At 59.3% G+C, this 16,686-nt stretch carries 13 protein-coding genes; 10 read left to right on the top strand and 3 right to left on the bottom strand.

Annotated elements, in window-relative coordinates; translation table 11 throughout:
- Nucleotides 1-42: 42 nt before the first annotated feature.
- A complete protein-coding gene (locus USG84_RS07090) occupies nt 43-1,023 on the bottom strand; it encodes a GlxA family transcriptional regulator (protein ID WP_253542402.1) in 981 nt (326 codons plus the stop codon).
- A 138-nt stretch (nt 1,024-1,161) separates the two neighbouring features.
- On the opposite strand from USG84_RS07090, the gene USG84_RS07085 reads away from it, so the two are divergent.
- Nucleotides 1,162-2,133, top strand: a complete 972-nt coding sequence (locus tag USG84_RS07085) for a fatty acid desaturase (RefSeq protein ID WP_151412498.1) — start codon at nt 1,162-1,164, stop codon at nt 2,131-2,133.
- A complete protein-coding gene (locus USG84_RS07080; protein WP_151412499.1) occupies nt 2,126-2,884 on the top strand; it encodes a phosphate/phosphite/phosphonate ABC transporter substrate-binding protein in 759 nt (252 codons plus the stop codon). Before USG84_RS07085 ends, USG84_RS07080 begins: the two co-directional genes overlap by 8 nt.
- Here USG84_RS07080 and USG84_RS07075 read toward each other — a convergent pair.
- Both USG84_RS07075 and USG84_RS07070 read right to left on the bottom strand, forming a co-directional pair.
- Nucleotides 2,863-3,759 (bottom strand): LysR family transcriptional regulator, encoded by an 897-nt coding sequence (locus USG84_RS07075; protein ID WP_151412517.1) that lies wholly within the window; start codon nt 3,757-3,759, stop codon nt 2,863-2,865. The two genes, USG84_RS07080 and USG84_RS07075, sit on opposite strands and share 22 nt — an antisense overlap.
- A gap of 23 nt (nt 3,760-3,782) precedes the next feature.
- Nucleotides 3,783-6,071, bottom strand: a complete 2,289-nt coding sequence (locus USG84_RS07070) for an FdhF/YdeP family oxidoreductase (protein WP_320738218.1) — start codon at nt 6,069-6,071, stop codon at nt 3,783-3,785.
- Nucleotides 6,072-7,052: 981 nt separating this feature from the next.
- Here USG84_RS07070 and USG84_RS07065 point away from each other — a divergent pair.
- From USG84_RS07065 to tssB, 8 genes are all read left to right on the top strand, one after another.
- Nucleotides 7,053-7,547 carry a hypothetical protein gene (locus USG84_RS07065; RefSeq protein WP_045260279.1) on the top strand — a complete coding sequence of 165 codons (495 nt, stop codon included), beginning with the start codon at nt 7,053-7,055 and terminating at the stop codon, nt 7,545-7,547.
- Nucleotides 7,548-7,570: 23 nt separating this feature from the next.
- Entirely contained in the window at nt 7,571-8,074 is a 504-nt protein-coding gene (tssJ, locus tag USG84_RS07060; RefSeq protein ID WP_028013495.1) for a type VI secretion system lipoprotein TssJ, read from the top strand.
- 28 nt (nt 8,075-8,102) lie between these two features.
- Nucleotides 8,103-9,446, top strand: coding sequence for a type VI secretion system baseplate subunit TssK (tssK, locus tag USG84_RS07055; RefSeq protein WP_061097932.1), 1,344 nt, complete (start codon nt 8,103-8,105; stop codon nt 9,444-9,446).
- 17 nt (nt 9,447-9,463) lie between these two features.
- Nucleotides 9,464-10,702 carry a DotU family type VI secretion system protein gene (locus USG84_RS07050; RefSeq protein ID WP_061097933.1) on the top strand — a complete coding sequence of 413 codons (1,239 nt, stop codon included), beginning with the start codon at nt 9,464-9,466 and terminating at the stop codon, nt 10,700-10,702.
- Nucleotides 10,703-10,704: 2 nt separating this feature from the next.
- Nucleotides 10,705-14,325 (top strand): type VI secretion system membrane subunit TssM, encoded by a 3,621-nt coding sequence (gene tssM / locus USG84_RS07045; RefSeq protein ID WP_253542391.1) that lies wholly within the window; start codon nt 10,705-10,707, stop codon nt 14,323-14,325.
- A gap of 16 nt (nt 14,326-14,341) precedes the next feature.
- Nucleotides 14,342-15,058, top strand: coding sequence for a type VI secretion system-associated protein TagF (gene tagF / locus USG84_RS07040; RefSeq protein WP_028013492.1), 717 nt, complete (start codon nt 14,342-14,344; stop codon nt 15,056-15,058).
- 11 nt (nt 15,059-15,069) lie between these two features.
- Complete coding sequence (gene tssA / locus USG84_RS07035) at nt 15,070-16,086, top strand: type VI secretion system protein TssA (protein WP_320738217.1); 1,017 nt, start codon at nt 15,070-15,072, stop codon at nt 16,084-16,086.
- A gap of 75 nt (nt 16,087-16,161) precedes the next feature.
- A complete protein-coding gene (tssB, locus tag USG84_RS07030; protein WP_061099651.1) occupies nt 16,162-16,686 on the top strand; it encodes a type VI secretion system contractile sheath small subunit in 525 nt (174 codons plus the stop codon).

Raw genomic sequence — 16,686 nt, 5'->3', positions numbered from 1 at the left:
AGGCGTCGGGCCTGTTGGCGTAAACGACAAAAAAGGATCAGATTACGCCAGATTGCGGCAGTGGAAGCGCTGGCGGTACTCGCCTGGAGTGAGGTGGAGCTGTTTCTCAAATACGCGGCGCAGGTTGATGCTGGTGCCAAACCCGCTTTGCTCGGCAACGCGCTCAAGGGGATCGTGGGTTTGCTCAAGGAGCTGTCGGGCGGCGGCCAGACGCGCTTCGGTCACGTAGCGGGCAGGCGAGACGCCCGCGTCGCGGGTAAACACCCGGGTGAAATTGCGCGGGCTCATCGCCGCCTTTTCGGCCAGATTTTCCACGCACAGGTCGGCGGTGAGGTTCTGAAGGATCCAGGTTTGCAGCTCGCTGATGGGCCCCGATGCGCCAGCCTGCTGCAGGCTATAGCGGCTGAACTGCAGCTGTCCGCCGGGGCGGCGCAGATACATCACCATATCCTGCGCCACGTCGCGGGCGAGGGTAAATCCGTAGTCGTCTTCCACCAGCGCCAGGGTCAGATCGAACCCGGAACTTACGCCGCCGGAGGTCCAGATGGGGCCATCCTGAATATACAGCGGGCCGCCTTCGACGCGGATAGCCGGATACTGGGCCTGCATTGTCTCCAGCAGCCGCCAGTGGGTGGTCGCGCGGCGGCCGTTCAGCAAGCCGGTCTGGGCAAGCAGCATCGCGCCGCCGCAAATCGAGGCGATCCGCCGGGCGTGCGGCGCAGCGAGGTGCAGCCAGTCCACCACCGCCGTGCTCTCCTGCTCGTTCATCCCGCGTCCGGTGATGATAATAGTGTCCAGCGGTTCGCGCGGATCCAGCTCCGGCAGGCGATAGTCCGCCAGCAGGTTCAGGCCGGACTGGCCGTGGATCACCTGGTGGGGCTGCGTGGTGGCGATGATGATACGGTAGCGCGGCCGGGTAAGCCCTTCCGGATGCAGCCGGTTGGCCTGCATCAGAATATCGGCGATACCGGCGGCTTCAAACAGCATGCCGCCGTCGGGAACAATAATCAGGATCTTCTTCATGTCCTGAAAAGTACCTTTATTGCAAAATAAGTCAAGAGCCCCGATCCCGGCAAAGCAAAGCGATTTAAGTTCTTTGTCATTTCAGGCGTTATCCCCGATCGTCAGAGCATTGTCTCTGGCGAAACGGCGTCTGAAGGAATGCGTAAACGAAGCTCCCTCTATTTACATCCGCAGCAGCGCAATCACATCCACCGTCTTGCATCCGGGATGCTGTGGCGAAGCGAACTCCCCACGTGGCTGCTGATCGTTACCATTTATACCGGCTGGTTTACCACGCTAACGTTCTGGCAAACGCTCGGCCTGCTGCCCGCCACGCTGCTGCTTATCTGGTTTACCGCCTGGTATATGTCCCTGCAGCACGAGCTGATCCACGGGCACCCCACCCGTTTTGCCCGGCTTAACCAGCTGTTTGGCACGCTCCCGCTGGCGGTCTGGTATCCGTATGGCCTGTACCGGGATTCCCATCTGGCCCATCACCGTCACGATAGCCTGACCTTTCCGGCGGATGACCCGGAGTCGTACTATTTTACCGAGGCGAGCTGGGCGCGCTTTTCCCCGTGGCAGAAGCGTGCGATCCGGGCCCGAAATACCTTTGTCGGGCGGCTGGTGCTGGCACCGCTGCTGGATATCCTTCAGGCGCTGGGCGGCGCCGTGGCGGCGTTTCGTGGTTTTCACCTGCGGGCGATGGCGATGTGGCTGGTTCACGCTCTGCTGCTGGCGGCACTTTTCGCGTGGATGGCGCATCACGGCTTTTCACCCGTCTGGTTTGTGCTGGCGGTAAGCTATCCGGCGCTGGCGCTGACCAAAGTCCGCTCGTTTTACGAGCATCGGGCGGCGGACGATCCGCTCGCGCGCTCGGTCATTAACGAGGCCGGGCTAGTCTGGCGGGTGCTGTTTTTGAATCTCAACTACCATTCTATTCACCACGATTTACCGGGCGTTCCCTGGTACGGGTTGCCGACGATCTACCGGCAAAACCGGGAGGCGTACCGGCAGCGTAATCACGGCTTTGTGGTCCGGGGCTACGGTGAATGGCTACGCCAGTTCTGGACCCGGCCAGTGGAGGTCACCGTCCATCCCGGAAAACAACAGGAGGAGAGGCATGAGTAACCTGCTGGCGTTGCCCATGTACGCCGTGGATCGCGCCGATACCCGCGCGCTCTGGCTGGCGGTGCAGCGTCTGCTGGCCGCGCGCGGCGTGCCCGTCGATGGTGCTCCCGGCTGGCCGGAGTCAGACCTGCTGACCCACTGGCAGCAGCCTGCGCTTATCCTCAGCCAGACGTGCGGCTACCCGCTGGTGACGCAGCTCCCGGAGGTACAGGTGGTGGGCTGTTTTCACTACACGGCACCGGGCTGCGAGGGGAGCCAGTACCGCAGTTTTCTGGTAGCGCGCGCGGAAGATAGGCATCTCACGCTGGCGGATTTTCGCGGACGTCGGGCGGTCTGTAATTCGGTAGACTCGCAGTCCGGCTATAACGCGCTGCGAAAAAAGGTGGCTCCGCTGATTGTTGACGGGCCATTTTTCTCACAAACGTCCTTCAGCGGCAGCCACCGTCAGTCGCTGATTGACCTGCAGCGCGGGAAGAGCGATATCGCCGCCATCGACTGCGTGACCTGGGCGCTGCTGGCGCGTCATGAGCCGGAACGGCTAGCGGGTCTGGCGGCGTTCGATAGAACGCCGCTGACGCCTGGGCTGCCGTTAATCACGTCGCGACGCACGCCCCCCGAAATGCTCAGCGTCATTCGCGATGCGCTCCACGCGCTGGTCAGTTCACCGGAATACCGGGAGGTCTGCGCCGCGGCGCTGATCGGCGGTTTTAGCGCGGTGACGCGCCAGGCCTACGCCTCGTTGCTCGCGTGATAAATCGCCTGCGCGTCGGTAAAACAGCGCAGCGCCAGCGAAGAGACGGGTTTCTGCCTGCGCATAATCAGGCCGACGGGAGCCTCGATGTTCGCATCGGCGATGGGAACGATCCTGAAAGTGCCGTTCAGTTCTTCAAGCCCGTTGTTCAGCGGCATCACGGCGCAGCATACGCCGCTCTGAACCGCCTGAATGATCTGGTACGTGGAGTCGCTCTCAAAAACGGACGTCGGTTCGATGCCGGCAGCGTTAAAGCTGGCCTCCATATGCGCCCGGTAATGCATCCCTTTGGTCAGGAACCCCAGCGGAAAATCCGTCAGGTCGTGCCAGGTCAGCGCTTCCCGGCCGGGCTGGAAATGGCGGGTGTCGTGAAGCAGGCCCATCTTCGTTTTGGGAAGCTGGATAATGTCATACAGGCTGGTATCGATGCTGTTCAGGTAGCAAATTCCCAGCTCAAGCTGGTTGCGACTGACGCCGTCGGCAATCTGCGCCGAAGACATAGAATAGAGGCTGTATGTCAGCTCCGGATATTTTTGCGTCAGATGGCGGATGAAGATCATCGGATCCACGCTCGCCAGCGGCACCATCCCCAGACGTAATTCCCCCACCACCTGGCCTTTGCACAGCGCGGCTTCCGCCTGCAATCCGTCGTGCGCGGCAAGAAGCGCGCGCGCCCACGCCAGAATACGCTCGCCCTCCGGCGTAAACCCTTCAAAGCGCTGACCGCGCACGATCAGCACCAGCCCCAGCTCCTCTTCCAGGCTGCGGATGCGCATGGAGAGGGTCGGCTGGGTGATGTTGCACCGCGAGGCCGCTTTACCAAAGTGGCGGGTCTCGTCGAGCGCGAGTAAATATTTTAACTGTTTTATGTCCATCACTCTTCTCTGCGCGTGAAGCCTTACAGCATGCGGATCTCTTTCGAGCGCAGGGTAATGCGTACCGGAACCGATTTATACGACGGCGTACCGCTGTCCTTATCGAGATAATCGAGCGGCACCAGCACGTTGGCCTCCGGGTAATACGCGCCGACGGAGCCCGGGGCGATGTTGTACGCCACCACCGTAATATCCTCCAGACGCTGAGCGCTGCCGGGGAGGGCGGTTTCGATATCCACGCGGTCGCCGTGTTCCAGCCCTGACTGCGCCATATCCTCTTCGTTCATAAACAGCACGTCGCGGCGGCCAAAGACCCCGCGGTAGCGATCGTCCAGGGCGTAAATGGTGGTGTTGTACTGATCGTGGCTGCGCAGCGTGATCAGGCGCAGCACATGCTCGCCTTCACCGCTGGCGTTTTCCTTTACGCCGTCGAATACCGAGAACATCGCTTTGCCCGTCGCGGTCGGCCAGATGCGCTGCGTGGGCGGCAGCGGCATGCGGAAGCCGCCGGGAACGCGGATCCGCGCATTGTAGTTCTCAAAGCCAGGAATGGTCTGCTCGATCAGTTCGCGGATGCGGTCGTAATCCTCGACCAGCGTCAGCCAGTCCACGCGTGTCTCCGGCAGGGTCGCCTTCGCCAGACCAGCGACGATGGCAGGTTCCGAACGTAGCAGCGGCGAGGCGGGTTTCAGCTTGCCGGAAGAGGCATGCACCATCGACATGGAGTCTTCGACGGTGATGGACTGGCGGCCGGTGGCCTGCATATCCAGCTCCGTGCGGCCGAGGCACGGGAAAATAAAGGTCTCTTTGCCCACCAGCAGATGGGTACGGTTCAGCTTGGTCCCGACGTGCACGCTCAGATCCAGGGACCCCATCGCCGGGAAACCGTTCTCGTGATCGGGCATCGCAACCGCAAAGTTACCGCCGAGGCAAATGAGCGCTTTTGCGCGACCGTCGATCATGGCCTGCGTCGCCTGAACCGCATCGTGTCCGTGACGGGAAGGAGGCTCAAAGCCAAACACCTCTTTCAGGCGGTTCAGGAAGGCCGGGGCAGGCTTCTCGCTAATCCCGACGGTCCGGTTCCCCTGAACGTTAGAGTGGCCGCGCAGGGGGCAGATCCCCGCCCCGGGCTTGCCGATATTCCCGCGCAAAAGCAGCAGGTCAGCAATCAGGCGGACGTTCGCCGTGCCTTTATTGTGCTGGGTAATCCCCATTCCGTAAGTAATGATGGTGGCGTTTGATTTCGCATAGGCCTCGGCCACCTTTTTAAGCGCCGCCTGGCTGAGCCCGGACTCGCGCTCGATATCATCCCAGCGGGTCTGCGCGATATCGGCGGCAAAGTCCTCAATGCCCTGGGTGTGTTCGGCAATAAACGCGCGATCCAGCACGCCACCGCGTTCGGCCTCCATTTCCAGAAGATGTTTGGCAATGCCCTTCAGCGCGGCGGCATCGCCCCCGGCCTTCACCTGGAAATAGGTGGAGGCAATATCCGTAGAGCTATAGGTTGCCATTTCAATCACGCTTTGCGGGTCCGCAAAACGTTCGAGGGCGCGCTCGCGCAGCGGGTTAAAGACGATAATCGGCACGTTGCGGCGAGCCAGCTCGTGGAGGGTACCCATCATTCGCGGATGGTTGGTGCCGGGGTTATGGCCGATGGAGATCACCAGCTCGGTCTTGTCGAAATCGTCCAGCGAGACGGTGCCTTTCCCAATTCCGATGGAGCGCGGCAGGCCGACGCTGGTGGCCTCGTGACACATATTCGAGCAGTCCGGGAAATTATTGGTGCCGTACTCGCGGGCGAACAGCTGGAACAGATATGCCGCTTCGTTGGAGGCGCGCCCGGAGGTATAGAACTCGACCTGGTCCGGTTCGAGCCCGCGCAATATTTCCCCGATGCGTTGAAACGCTTCGTCCCAGTCGACGGGCCGGAAGGTATCGCTTGCCCGGTCGTAGCGCAGGGGATGCGTCAGACGACCGTAACCTTCCAGCTCAAAGTCCGATTTAGCCAGCAGCGAGGAGACGCTGTTTTCCGCCAGAAATGCGGGGATCACGCGTTTGCTGGTGGCTTCCCAGGTCACCGCTTTCGCGCCGTTCTCGCAGAACTGGAATGTCGATTTGTGCTCTTTATCGGGCCACGCGCAGCCGGGGCAGTCAAAACCGTCAGGCTGGTTGGTGCGCAGCAGCGTAGCGGGGGCTTCAAAGGTATCCATTTGAGTACGTACCGCAATGGCCGTCGCCTTCAACGCGCCCCAGCCGCCGGCAGGACCATCATAGTGTCTGATACCGGGAACTGAGCGTCTTTTCGTGTTCATACATACTCCTGACGTGTTTGGTCGCGCAACGGCTGGGTAATAAGCAAAAGCAATGACACGTAGGGATAGAAATCCATGCGGTCGAGTTACGGCTCTTGCCTTTAATTATATTTCATAACAATGAGTTAAAAGGATTAGTGCGTAACTATTTAAAGAAATTATAACGAATTTTTAGCATTTTAATAATAAATTGTATCTATCATCCGGTAGGCAGGATAGATAGCGTGGAGCGAGAAAGTATGTAGCGCAGGTAAAGTTTCGAATGAAAATGGCTGTCGCTCAAAAAATGGAAACTTCGCGGCTGACAGGTGCTGTAACAGCTTCGGCATTCGAAATAGTGGCGGGAAGGTTTACTGAGGCTTAATGATTAATGGAAATGTATAATGACTTACAGGGTAATTATCACAACACGAAATATAAGTTATTTTGAGCCGTGAAATTAAAGGTGCGCGGCGTAAGTAAAATAGCGATGCTGTTGTCAGGTAATGCAGGTATTATTAAAGTTACCCTGTTAGTGCAACAAATAATTCATCGTCGATATATTCTTCTGATATCACCAAAACGACAATTCTACTAATTATGGTAGTGGCGATAATAGCATTAATGCGTTAATGAAATCAGTTATCTTTTGTTTTTTCTGCTTTAATAACATTGGGTTATGTGGTTATAAGTTGATGAAATAAGTAGAACCAGGTCATTACGGGTTTTTTTATCAGATAAATCCTATAATGTTTCGACTGCTTCAATTACCACCACTTACGAGGCGGTAAATATTGAATTGAAGCAAAGCTCATGTAAACTTGTTTACCGTTTGTCAAAATATGTCAGGAAGACGCTGGGCCTTATTCTGAAGGGCTCGTGCGGTAGCTATGCCTTTAAATTAGTAACACACCGAAATTATCCTGACTATTTTAACAATAGCACCTAAGTCAAATTTCATCCCCTTATCTCCATCATCAAAATATCGCTACGGAAAAGCATATGAAAATGCGCGTACTGTTTTCACTTCTGTTTGTAATGGCGGTGGCGGGCTGTAAAGCGCCACAGAAACCGGCAATCACCGACGACACGATCGTGACCAGCCAGGTCAACGGTGTCACCCTGACCCACCGTCACGCCGTGGTGCCGCCAACGGAATTCACCCAGCTTAACGAGCCCTATCGCGCCATGTATCCGGCCTCCCTGATGAGCCGTCCTGATTTTGGCGGAAAGGTTATCCGTACGCTGGAAACCGGAAAAACCTATGTCGTGCTGGGGCAGGTTGAACACTACTGGATGGCGCTCGCCGATGAGGGGAACGACCAGCTGATTGGCTACGTCCCGATGCGTGCCGTTATCAAAGCCGACCAGTACGAAGCCACCGTTCGTAAACAGGCCATTCGTCCTAAGGCGCGTAAAAAAGCGACCTGCGTCGATGTGGATGGCAACAGCAAAGCCTGTAAAGACAGCGCTAACGGTACCTGGATCCTGAACTAAACGGCTTTCGTGGGCGTATTTTTATGAATAATAAAAAGTTTCATCGGCTGTGGTTAGTCTTTTACGCGGCGATTTTCGCCCTTGTCAGTGGTTGTACGTCGTCTTCACACAGCGACCCTTCCCGCTACAATCTGCAGTTTCAGGCTCATCCACAAATCAATGATTCTGCGCCACTTAAAGTCCGGGTGCTGTTGTTGAAATCCGATGCGGATTTCATGTCCAGCGACTTCTATTCCCTGCAGAACAACGCGTCAGCAACGCTTGGCGCGAATCTGCTGAACAGCGATGTTTTCTTCCTGATGCCGGGACAGCTCTCCAAAACCCTCAGCGGTCAGAGCGATCCCGAGGCGCGCTACATCGGCGTGATGGCGGAATATCAGAAGCTGGACGGTAAAAAATGGCGCGTTTCACTCCCGCTGCCTGTGCCAGGCGAAAATCATATCTACCAGTTCTGGAAATGGTCCGCGGATGAACTCCAGGCCAACGTTTTTCTCGACGTAAACGGCATTCGGGTCATCAGCCAGTAACGCGCTTCACAACAGGAAACACATCATCATGACCAAAGCAGAAAAGGTCGTCTGGACCGAAGGCATGTTCCTGCGTCCACACCATTTTCAGCGGACTGAAAGTTATCTGCTCAACCATGTTCGTGAGTGGGGTGCGCTGCAGCGTTCCTATCTCTGGGGCTTTCTCGACGTAGAACTGGACGAAGCGATGCTTCGCCAGGGCTGCATTGCCCTGAGCTACTGCAGCGGGTTACTGCCGGACGGCACCTTTTTCCAGGTACGCAACGGACGCAATGGTCCCGCGCCGCTAAAAATTCCTGACAATCTCACCAACGAAAAGGTGGTGCTCGCGCTGCCGGTTCGTCGCGGCGAGCGGGAAGAGGTGATTTTCAGCGAAGAGCCGGCCTCGCTGGCGCGCTTCGTCGCGTTTGAGCAGGAGGTGGAGGACGATAACGCCATGTCGGTGGGGGATGCCACCGTCCAGTTTGGCCGCCTGCGCCTGACGCTGATGCTGGAAAAAGACCTCACGGCAGAATGGACAGCCATCGGCGTGGCGTTTGTGACGGAAAAACGCAACGACAACCACGTGCGGCTGGACAACAGCTACATCCCGCCGATGCTGAACGCCAATAACAGCCCGCAGATCTACAGCATGATCAACGATCTGCACGGCCTGCTGGTGCAGCGTAGCCAGCAGATTGGCGGCCGCCTGCGCCAGCCTGGCCGCTTTAACACCTCCGAACTGATTGAATTTACGCTGCTCTCGCTGGTGAACCGTCATCTGGGCGAGGTTTCACATTTAAAAACGCTGCCGCTGCTGCACCCGGAAACCCTCTGGCGCAGCTGGCTGCCGTTTGCCACCGAACTCACGACCTGGACGTCGCAGCGCACCACCGAGAGCGTGCTGCCGATTTACGATCACGACGATCTGGCGAACTGCTTCAGCAAGCTGATGCTGATGCTGCGCCAGGGGCTGGCGCTGGTGATGGAAGATCACGCGATCCAGCTGCCGCTTAACGAGCGCTCGCATGGCCTGAACATCGCCACCGTTCCTGAAACCAGCATGGTGCGCGAATTTGGCTTCGTGCTGGCGGTGAAAGCCAACGTGCCTGGCGACCATCTGCAAACCCATTTCCCGGCGCAGATGAAAATCGCGCCGGTGTCGAAAATTCGCGATCTGGTTCAGCTTCAGCTACCGGGCATTATGCTGCGCGCCATGCCTGTCGCGCCGCCGCAGATCCCGTGGCATGCCGGCTACAGCTACTTCGAGCTGGAGAAGGGCAGCGAGCTGTGGCACGAGATGGATAAGTCCGGCGCATTCGCCCTGCATCTTGCGGGTGAATTCCCGGGGCTGGATATGGAGTTTTGGGCCATCCGTAGCCCGACAGAATAATAAAGCGAGCGCTTAATATGCAGGAACGACAGGACACCGGCAGTGATGCCGCGTTTACCGGAGCCAGTAGCAACAACCCGCTGGTGGCGGCCGCCAATCCGCTGCTCAATGCGATTCCGCAGATCCGTCATTCGGTATCACATGACGATCAGGTGGCGTTACGCCAGCGCCTGATTGATGAGATTCGCCGTTTTGAAGTCCGCTGTCAGCAGGCGGGGCTGCCCTACGAAGTGATCGTCGGGGCGCGCTACTGCCTGTGCACGGCGCTGGACGAGGCCGCCGCGCTTACCCCCTGGGGCAGCAGCGGCGTCTGGTCCAGCAATGGCCTGCTGGTGACGTTCCATAACGAAACCTGGGGCGGCGAGAAGTTCTTTCAGCTGCTGGCGCGCCTGTCGCAGAACCCGCGCGAGCATATTCTCCTGCTGGAGATGATCAACTACTGCCTGCTGCTCGGCTTCGAGGGGCGCTACCGGGTGCTGGACAATGGCCGTACCCAGCTTGAAACCATCAAGCAGCGGCTGTGGCAGATGATCCGCGGCGTGCGCGGCAGCTATCCGCCGCCGCTTTCTCCCCATCCGGAAGATCGCCCGGTGCTTCGCAAGCTGTGGCGGCCGATGGTTCCTCTGTGGGCCTGCGTGGCGCTGGCCGGGTTTATCGCCTGCCTGTTTTATATCGTGCTTAACTGGCGCCTTGGCGACAACACCAGCCCGGTGCTGGCGAAGATTTATCAGTCCCAGCTGCCGGAAACCACCATCCAGCAGCCGGCGCGCCAGCTGCCCGCGGTGCTTAACCTGCGCGGCTTCCTGAAGCCTGAAATCGAGGCGGGCCTGGTGGCGGTGAAAGACGAAGCGGATCGCAGCGTCGTGATCCTGAAGGGCGACGGGCTGTTTGCCTCCGCTTCGACCGTCGTGCGCGACCGCTATGAACCGGTCATCAACCGCATTGCGCAGGCGATGAACAACGTCAGCGGCAAAATTCTGGTGGTGGGCTACAGCGATAACGTGCCGATCCGCAGCGCGCGCTTTGCCTCTAATTACGAGCTCTCACTGGAACGCGCGCGATCCGTACAGAAAATGCTGCAGGGAAGCCTCTCTCAGCCCGGCCGTGTGAAGGCGGAAGGGCGGGGCGAGATTAACCCGGTAGCGCCGAACACGACGCCGGAAAACCGCGCCCGTAACCGCCGTGTGGAAATTACTCTGCTGGTGTCGCCTGAAAACACGCAGGCCGAGCTGAACGGATTGCCGCAAGGAAACTAAGGATGCTGACTACACTTCTTTCCATTCTGACCAACCGCATTCTGTGGAGCTTCCTCGGCGTAACGGCGCTGGCGGCGGTGATCTGGATGATTGGTCCGCTGTTGTCCATCGTGGACACCCGACCGCTCGAATCCGAACAGAACCGCATCATCAGTATCGCCGTGGTCTACCTGCTGTGGGCGCAGGGCCATATTCTGCCGCGTCTTTATAACGCCTGGCTGAACCGCAAGCTGATGGACAAGCTCAACGAGAACACCGCCAGCCCGGAGGCGGCGGATCCGCAGCAGCGCCTGAACAGCGAGGAGCAGATCCTCGCCAGCCGTTTTGATGAAGCCGCGCAGATGCTTAAAAAAGCGCACTTCAGCAAGGCGGGCCAGGGCGCCCAGTGGACGCAGCGCTTCAGCTCGCAATATCTCTATCAGTTGCCGTGGTACGTCATTATCGGCGCGCCGGGCTCCGGTAAAACCACGGCGCTGGTGAACTCCGGGCTGCAGTTCCCGCTGGCCGACCGTTTCGGTAAAACCGCGCTGCGCGGTATTGGCGGCACGCGCAACTGCGACTGGTGGTTCACCAACGAGGCCGTGCTGCTGGACACCGCGGGTCGCTATACCACACAGGAGAGCGAGCAGGCGCAGGATGCCGGTGAATGGCTGCAGTTCATGGGATTACTGCGCAAGTACCGTCGCCGCCAGCCGATCAACGGCGTTATCGTCACGATCAGCATTTCGGACCTGCTGACCCAGTCTGCCGAGGCGTCCCGCCAGCAGGCGGTGAACCTGCGCCAGCGCCTGTCCGAACTGCATGAACAGCTGGGTATCCGCTTCCCGGTGTACGTGATGGTGACCAAGGCCGACCTGCTCAAAGGCTTCCGCGCCTGGTTTGCCGACTACGATAAAGCGCAGCGCGACCAGATCTGGGGCTTTACGCTGCCGTGGGAGCAGACTAAACACGCCGATTACGACCTGATGGGCAACTTCCAGCAGGAGTTTTCTCTGCTCCAGCAGCGCCTTGATGCCGGGCTGCCGGAAACCATGCTCAAAGAGCATGATGCGAAAACCCGCGCCGAAGCGTATCTCTTCCCGCAGGAGTTCGCCGCGCTGCGTCCGCTGCTGGCGGACTACCTGAGCACGGTCTTCGCCCGCTCCAACTTCGAAACCGAGTTCTCGCCGCGCGGGATCTACTTCGCCAGCGGGACGCAGGAAGGCATGCCGTTCGACCGCGTAATGGGCGAACTAAACCGCGCGCTCTCCCTGCCGGAAGGGGCAGAGAGCGATAACTGGGATTCGGTCAGCAAAGAGGCGCCAATCCCGGGCGCGAAGGGCCAGAGCTTCTTCATCAAGAACCTACTGCAAAACGTTATTTTCCAGGAAGCCGGGATCGCCGGGGAAAACCGCTGGTGGGAGCTGCGCAACCGGGCGGTGATCTGGTCCGGCTACGCGGCGCTGCTGGCCCTGCTGGCGATCCTCGGCGGGCTGTGGCTGACCAGCTATGCCAAGAACAAAGCCTATCTGGAAGAGGTGGATGCGAAGGTGCCGCTGCTGGACCAGCAGAGCAAAGCGCTGCAAAACCAGCCGCAGCGTGACCTGTTCGATCTGCTGCCTCTGCTGAATGGCCTGGTGGACCTGCCGAAAAGCGACGCGTTTGATGTCAACGATCCGCCAGTCTCCCGCCGCATGGGGCTATACCGTGGGGATGACGTCAGCGATGCTTCCCAGTCCCTGTACCAGAAGGCGCTGGATCAGCTTCTGTTGCCTGCCGTTGCGATGCACATTACCACCTGGCTGCGCAACGACAACGGCAGCGACGTGGAGTATAGCTATGAGGCGCTGAAAGCCTATCAGATGCTCTATCAGCCGAAGCACTACGACGGTAAATTCCTGCACTCCTGGGTGATGCTCAACCTGCAGCGCAACCTGCCGCAAAACGTCACGAAGGCGCAGCTGCAGCAGCTCGAATGGCATCTCACCCAGCTGCTGGAGCCGAAAATTCAGGCCTCGCCGTACGCTCAGGACGAATCCCTGGTGGCGCGTGAAAGAGCGCTCATTAACCAGCAGCCGCTTTCAACCCGCGTATACGGTCGCCTGAAGCGCCTGCTGGAACATGACGACAACCTCAAGCCGGTCTCTCTTTCCGACCTGGGCGGGCCGCAGAGCGAGCTCGTGTTTTCCCGCAAAAGCGGCAAGCCGGTGAGCGAAGGCGTGCCGGGTCTTTATACGCCGGACGGTTACTGGAAAAGCTTTAACAGCCAGATTGACAGCGTGACGACCGCCCTGCATGAAGACGACGCCTGGGTGCTGGGCGCCGCGACCGCGCAGGAAGATAAACAGCAGATCGATAACGCCGTGCGCCAGCTCTACATGCGCGACTTTATTGCGAACTGGGATCGTTTTCTCGCCGACATCCAGCTAAACAACAGCGCCGATCTTTCCCAGCGCATCAACACCGCGCGCCTGCTCTCTGGCGCAAATTCGCCCCTGCGCCGTCTGGTGCAGAACCTGAGCCAGGTGCTGACGCTCTCCCGCGATGCCCCGGCACCGGAAGATGCCGGTAAAGCGCAGGCGCAGAGCAACCGCGCCACCCGCACGCTGGAAGCGCTGTTCAGCAATAATGACAATGCCCCGACGCATGCCGCCGCGATGACTCAGGCCCCGGAGCAGCTGGTGACGGACCACTACGCGCCGATGATTGAGCTGGCCCAGCCGCTGGAAAAGGGCGGCAAGACCATCGTCTTTGATGATTTTCTTAAGCAGGTAGACGAGCTTTATCGCTACCTGACCGCCGTGCAGGACGCCGCCAACAGCGGCATGCCGGCACCGGGCGGCGAGGCGATCAGCCGTCTGCAGGCCAGCGCCGGTCGTCTGCCGGGCGGGCTGCAAACCATGTTCAGCAACATGGCGGTGGGGGCCAGCAGCGATACCCAACGCCGCGATCTGGAAAACGTGCGCAAGCGCATTAACGTCGAAGTCGGCGGTTTCTGCCGTCAGGCAATTGCCGGTCGCTACCCGCTGGTGCGCAGCGCCAGCACCGAGGTGACGCCGGACGATCTCGCCCGCATGTTTGCGCCGGGTACCGGGCTGATGGACACCTTCTTTCGCGACAACCTGACCAACAAAGTGGATACCACGCAGGCGAACTGGCGCTTTATGCCGGGCATCGACGGTAAAACCCTGCCGGGCAGCGAAGGGCTGCTGAGGCCGTTCCAGCAGGCCCAGTCGATTCGCGACGCTTTCTTTGCTAACGGCGCAACCACGCCGTCTTTCAAGGTAACGGTTCGCACCGTGCGAATGGATAACACCATTCTGAACCTGACCCTGGACGTCGACGGCCAGCTGCTGCGATACAGCCACGGCCCGCAGGCCGTACAGATCATGAACTGGCCGGGGCCGGGCGGCACCAACCAGGTCCGTATGCAGCTGGGGCTGGCTAACGGCAGCACCGCGACGCTTACGACCAACGGCTCCTGGGCGCTTAACCGCTTTTTCGACAAAGCGAGCACCAGCCCGGGCGCGGGAAGCCTGAGCCGTCAGGCCACCTTCAACGTTGACGGACATCAGGTCACGCTGGAGTTCGCGCCAAACAGCATTCGCAACCCGTTCCAGCTTCCCCGTTTCTCATGCCCATAACCGCAAGGACAGCCGTATGACGAATACCCCTGCGATGAACCGCTACAGCTGGTATGGCAAATTACCCAGCGCCGGAGATTTCCTGCAGCGTCGCTTTCCTGACACCTTACAGCGCCAGTGGTCGCACTGGTTTCAGGTTGGCCTGCTGGCCTGGCAGCAGGAAGAGCAGCGCAGCGGCGAACGCCAGTTCACCAAAGCTCCGGTCTGGAACTTCGTCGTCCCGCCGATGCTGGGCAGCCAGATGATCCAGATGGGCTGCCTGCTGCCCGGCCGCGACAGCGTCGGCCGACAGTACCCGGTTTGCATTCAGCTGAGCTTCGCCCCGTCAGAATGGTCGACCAGCCTGCTCAGCCAGGCGGAGAGCTGGTATCAGCAAATTGGTCGTCTGGGGCTGCACGCGGTGCGCAACAGCTTTTCCGCCTCGCAGCTGGATGAGATGCTGATGTCCATTCCGGCGCCGCAGCCCGTCGAGCCGCAGAAGCGTTCCGACATCCTCGACGTGATTGGCTACGACGAGGATGGCCAAAGCACGCTGGGCTGGCCGCAGGCGGCAGAGTGTTTTGACCCGCTGCGTCAGACCAGCTACTGGTGGACCAACCGCTGCGACGGATACCCGCTGTACACCCACGTTCACAGCGGCAACTTCACCGGGCAGCTTTTCACCCTGCTGTTCGACCCGGCAGGGGGCGCCCGTCCGGGACGTCACGGTCTCTATCCGCCCATGTTTGAATAAGCAGGGAACGTATGAATATCGAAGAATTTCTCGCGCCAATAAGCTCCGACAAGCCCTGTGGCGACAATCTGGAATATGACGCTGACTTCCAGGCGATGAACCAGGCATGCCAGGGCAAAGCGGAACAGCAATTTGGCGACACCATCATTCCGGCAGAGCCTGCGGACTGGAACACGGTAGAAAAACTGGCCACCAGCCTGCTGAGCCGCACCAAAGATCTTCGCGTGATGCTGGCGTTAACCCACGCCTGGACCCGCCGTCGCGGCCTTGCGGGCTACGCGGACGGTCTGCTGCTGGTGCAGGAGGCGATCGCGCGCTACTGGGAGCCGCTCTATCCGCTGCTGGAAGAGTATGGCGAAACCGACCCGTTCTACCGCATTAACGCCCTGGCGGGGCTGAGCGATAAATCCGAGCTCACCGTCGCGGTACGTAACGCCTCGCTGCTGCGTTCAAACGGCGATGAAATTTCGCTGCGGGATGCCCAGGCGCTGCTGGACGGCAGTAAAACCGAGTGTCCGGACTATCCGGGCGGCCGTCCGCGGCTGATTGACGAGCTGGCCCGCGGCGACCAGCCGGGGACCGCGGCTGTCATTGTGATTAACGAGCGGCTGCTGGCCATCCGCGAGCTGCTTACCGGGCATCTCGGTGAAAGCGGCGTACCGGAAATGGAACAGCTGCTGAAGACCGTGGGACTGGTCGCCAGCGCCTGTCAGGTGACCGACATCAGCAAGCTGCTGCCGAACCGCGATGCGCAGGCTGAACAGCACGCTGAGCCGCAGCCTGCGGCAGCGCAGCCCGTTCAGCCGGTAACCGACTGGCGCAGCGTGCAGGTCACCAGCCGCGCCGACGCCCAGCTGATGCTGGAAAAAGCGAAGCAGTATTTTGCGCAGTACGAACCGAGCCACCCCGCGCCGCTGATGATTGAACGGGTGCAGCGGCTGTCAGAACTTAACTTCATGGACATTATTCGCGACCTGGCGCCAGACGGCGTTAACCAACTGGAAAACATCTTTGGACGCCGCGAATAACGCGTCCAGGCATTATGACGACAGGCATGGAGCCTGCCGTTTCACCTTCACCGCGCATCTTTGATGGAGAACATCATGGCAATGAGTAACAGTGGGCAGAAATTCATCGCACGTAACCGTGCCCCCCGCGTGCAGATCGAGTACGACGTAGAGATCTACGGTGCAGAACGTAAGATTCAGCTGCCGTTCGTGATGGGCGTTATGGCCGATCTGGTCGGCAAACCGGTAGAAAACCTGCCGGCCGTCGACGAGCGTAAATTCCTTGAAATCGACATCGACAACTTTGACGAACGCATGAAGGCGCTGAAGCCGCGCGTGGCGTTCCAGGTGGATAACACCCTTACCGGCGAAGGTAAGCTCAACGTGGATCTGACCTTCGACAGCATGGACGACTTCCTGCCGGACGCGGTGGCCCGCAAGGTTGAGCCGCTGAACAAGCTGCTGGAAGCCCGTACACAGCTCTCCAACCTGCTCACCTATATGGACGGCAAAAACGGCGCGGAAGAGCTTATCGCTAAAATTCTGCAGGATCCGACGCTGCTCAAATCTCTGAGCCAGCTGCCGAAAAATGACGACAGTGCGAAAGGTAGCGAGGAATAA

It is taken from the genome of Enterobacter sp. 168J2, assembly GCF_034107265.1.
Classification (GTDB): domain Bacteria; phylum Pseudomonadota; class Gammaproteobacteria; order Enterobacterales; family Enterobacteriaceae; genus Enterobacter; species Enterobacter nematophilus.
This window is presented reverse-complemented; position numbering and strand designations above follow the sequence as displayed.

Excerpts from the sequence above, each read along its gene's own strand:
- USG84_RS07090 (WP_253542402.1), bottom strand. The coding sequence starts at position 1,023 with ATGAAGAAGATCCTGATTATTGTTCCCGACGGCGGCATGCTGTTTGAA.
- USG84_RS07085 (WP_151412498.1), top strand. The coding sequence starts at position 1,162 with ATGCGTAAACGAAGCTCCCTCTATTTACATCCGCAGCAGCGCAATCAC.
- USG84_RS07080 (WP_151412499.1), top strand. The coding sequence starts at position 2,126 with ATGAGTAACCTGCTGGCGTTGCCCATGTACGCCGTGGATCGCGCCGAT.
- USG84_RS07075 (WP_151412517.1), bottom strand. The coding sequence starts at position 3,759 with ATGGACATAAAACAGTTAAAATATTTACTCGCGCTCGACGAGACCCGC.
- USG84_RS07070 (WP_320738218.1), bottom strand. The coding sequence starts at position 6,071 with ATGAACACGAAAAGACGCTCAGTTCCCGGTATCAGACACTATGATGGT.
- USG84_RS07065 (WP_045260279.1), top strand. The coding sequence starts at position 7,053 with ATGAAAATGCGCGTACTGTTTTCACTTCTGTTTGTAATGGCGGTGGCG.
- tssJ (WP_028013495.1), top strand. The coding sequence starts at position 7,571 with ATGAATAATAAAAAGTTTCATCGGCTGTGGTTAGTCTTTTACGCGGCG.
- tssK (WP_061097932.1), top strand. The coding sequence starts at position 8,103 with ATGACCAAAGCAGAAAAGGTCGTCTGGACCGAAGGCATGTTCCTGCGT.
- USG84_RS07050 (WP_061097933.1), top strand. The coding sequence starts at position 9,464 with ATGCAGGAACGACAGGACACCGGCAGTGATGCCGCGTTTACCGGAGCC.
- tssM (WP_253542391.1), top strand. The coding sequence starts at position 10,705 with ATGCTGACTACACTTCTTTCCATTCTGACCAACCGCATTCTGTGGAGC.
- tagF (WP_028013492.1), top strand. The coding sequence starts at position 14,342 with ATGACGAATACCCCTGCGATGAACCGCTACAGCTGGTATGGCAAATTA.
- tssA (WP_320738217.1), top strand. The coding sequence starts at position 15,070 with ATGAATATCGAAGAATTTCTCGCGCCAATAAGCTCCGACAAGCCCTGT.
- tssB (WP_061099651.1), top strand. The coding sequence starts at position 16,162 with ATGGCAATGAGTAACAGTGGGCAGAAATTCATCGCACGTAACCGTGCC.